Origin of the sequence: Geobacillus sp. G4, from assembly GCF_040327975.1 — a bacterium.
In the GTDB taxonomy this organism is placed as follows: Bacteria; Bacillota; Bacilli; order Bacillales; family Anoxybacillaceae; genus Geobacillus; species Geobacillus thermoleovorans.
Genome location: NZ_JBEPJY010000043.1, coordinates 1 through 2288, shown reverse-complemented (window position 1 = coordinate 2288; position 2288 = coordinate 1). Strand labels below are relative to the sequence as shown.

The following is a 2288-nucleotide window of genomic DNA, read 5'->3' as shown; positions in this document are numbered from 1 at the left end:
AAAATTTTGCACATTATTTCGGAATCCGTCTGAAATAATTTGAAAAAGGGGTTCCGAAATAATGTGCTAATTTACACGAAAAAATAAAAAAGAAACAGACGGAAATGGCCGCCACCATTTCGCCTGTTTCGGTGGAAGTGGATACTCGTCCATTGTCCGTTTATGACGCATTCCTGCGAGGGGAAAGCTCATGAAAGAACGAATACACGAGTATTGCCACCAACTCCATTTGCCTGTCATGGCGGAGCGATGGTCCGCCATGGCAGAATACGCCTCTACTCATAATATATCATATTCAGAGTTTTTATTCCGCTTATTAGAGGCAGAAATCGTCGAAAAACAGGCACGATCGATCCAAACGCTCATCAAGCTGTCCAAACTGCCGTATCGCAAGACGATCGATACGTTTGATTTTACCGCGCAGCCTTCGGTGGATGAGCGCCGGATTCGAGAACTGCTTACGTTGTCCTTTATTGACCGGAAAGAAAATATCCTCTTTCTCGGTCCACCGGGGATTGGGAAGACACATCTGGCAATTTCGATTGGAATGGAGGCGATCGCAAGAGGATATAAAACGTATTTTATTACCGCTCACGATTTGGTCAATCAGTTAAGAAGAGCCGACCAGGAAGGAAAGTTGGAGAAAAAGCTTCGTGTCTTTGTGAAGCCAACCGTTCTCATTATTGATGAAATGGGGTATCTAAAACTGGACCCGAACAGCGCTCATTACTTATTTCAAGTGATCGCCCGGCGGTACGAGCATGCCCCGATTATCCTCACCTCCAACAAAAGCTTTGGGGAATGGGGAGAAATCGTGGGAGACTCGGTTTTGGCGACAGCGATGTTAGATCGATTACTGCATCATTCCATCATTTTCAACCTAAAGGGGGAAAGCTATCGATTACGGGAAAAGAGGCTCCAAGAAGAAAAACAGAAGGATCAATGAAAGGTCCTTCTGGGGAATTTTAAACCGGCGATTTTGGGGAAAAAATAATCGGCCTTGACAATATAATGGTATTCCATCATCAGATGCATGTAACCAAATTCGTTTTACCCCGATTTTTTTGCATTCCTCAATGCAATTCTCTAATAGTTTTTTCGCTAAACCTTTCCCTCGATACTGAGGAATTGTATACATATTCAGTATATAAGCTTCAAGTCCTTTTAGATTATCTAAGTAAGGTGGTCGTTTAAATAAAACCATCCCACTAACACTTATAACATTATTATTTAACAAAGCTAAAAAGGAAATAAATTCATTGTTAGAAAGTGCTTCTTCTAAATATTTTTTTGTAGCTGTTGTGACAAGGGCTTCCTCTTGTTCCGACTGTACTTCTCCTAATTCCTTAAAAAGCTCCAAACGCAATCTTATAATTTCTTCTATGTCTTGAACTGTTGCTTTACGAATCTCGAATTGCAAATTCATTATAAGCACTCCTTCTATTCATTATGTACACATAAAAACAACTTCCCTAAGGACAATTCTCCCTACAAACTTGATATCCTTCTTCAAGAAAACTGCCTGTTAAACAAGAAAATCAACCCCATTCTTCAACAGAGATTTTAATTAAAAACAGGGGATTTTTCGCTTAGTGAAACAGGAAAAACTGACCTTGTTTTTATTTAATAAATCCACCAGAGTAGTGAAGACTATATACAACTTCGTTGGCAAAGGATATCGTCTCTTTTCCTACGAACTTACCTAATTCTCCCTTATTGCTATCTCTATAAATATAATCTTCTTCAACAAATTCTTTAGGTCCACGAAACGGATTATCCGCACTAACATTTCTCATCGCTTTTCTTAAAAAAGAGTAAACTTCTTTTATAAATTCAATCTCAAATTCTTTATCCACACCGCCTGAATAACACATAGACCAAATCGGATTCCCCTGATAGTAGACAACTTCTTGGCCTGCAAAATAACTCATCCCAAAATATACATCACGATATAAAAATTGACCTTCTTGGAACTCCAATTGACGTGAACCTTCTAACAAAGGCGGTACAGACGCATTGTCTCCTTGTGATGCATAAGTTGCTTTTTTTGCTTTAATTAAAAAGTCCAAAAATTTCTCTTCTGTGTACATATTTCATCCCCCTTGGTAATTTAATAGGCCTTCTTAATTAATAGGCTCTGTTCTCGGTCAATATCGATTTTACATAAAAAATGATTTTTCTGAAAATATCTTCATATGATAAAATTGTTTTAAAACAGGCGTGTTGATTATCCAATAAAATCCAAAGGGTATAGAAAAAAGAGCACCTTTCCTGTAGAATGTGAGTAG

General features: G+C 38.3%; 3 protein-coding genes. 1 reads left to right on the top strand and 2 read right to left on the bottom strand.

Features of this window, described 5'->3' with window-relative positions; all coding sequences use genetic code 11:
- Window positions 1-190 precede the first annotated feature (190 nt).
- On the top strand, window positions 191-946 hold the full coding sequence (istB, locus tag ABS784_RS16760; protein ID WP_061580738.1) for an IS21-like element IS5376 family helper ATPase IstB: 756 nt from the start codon (window positions 191-193) through the stop codon (window positions 944-946).
- Here the strand turns inward: istB and ABS784_RS16755 are convergent.
- Window positions 902-1426, bottom strand: a complete 525-nt coding sequence (locus tag ABS784_RS16755) for a GNAT family N-acetyltransferase (RefSeq protein WP_352513341.1) — start codon at window positions 1424-1426, stop codon at window positions 902-904. The genes istB and ABS784_RS16755 overlap by 45 nt on opposite strands.
- 193 nt (window positions 1427-1619) lie before the next feature.
- A complete protein-coding gene (locus ABS784_RS16750) occupies window positions 1620-2090 on the bottom strand; it encodes a DUF5680 domain-containing protein (protein ID WP_352513340.1) in 471 nt (156 codons plus the stop codon).
- Between the last annotated feature and the right edge of the window lie 198 nt (window positions 2091-2288).